Origin of the sequence: Snodgrassella sp. W6238H11, from assembly GCF_016100525.1 — a bacterium.
Classification (GTDB): domain Bacteria; phylum Pseudomonadota; class Gammaproteobacteria; order Burkholderiales; family Neisseriaceae; genus Snodgrassella; species Snodgrassella alvi.
In genome coordinates, this window is record NZ_JACFSH010000028.1 from 1 (window position 1) to 249 (window position 249).

General features: G+C 57.4%; 1 protein-coding gene. It reads left to right on the plus strand.

The features are described from left to right. On the plus strand, positions 1-242 hold a 242-nt coding region (locus H3V00_RS11350), incomplete at its 5' end, for a tRNA (cytidine(34)-2'-O)-methyltransferase (RefSeq protein ID WP_304944953.1). Positions 243-249 lie beyond the last annotated feature (7 nt).

Here is a 249-nt window from a genome sequence, read left to right on the forward strand (position 1 = left end):
TGATAGAAACCTACGGCACACGCAATTACACTCAGTTCGACTACAGCGACCCCAATCAGCAAATCTATTTCCTCTTCGGTCGCGAAACCACCGGATTGCCACAGGCATTCGCCCAGGCACGCGCCGAGCAGTGTCTGCGAATCCCGCAGTCAGCGCACATCCGCTCACTGAACCTGTCCAACGCCGCCGCCATCGTCCTCTACGAAGCACTGCGTCAGCAGTCCTTCCCTTCTCTGGCCTAGATACAGC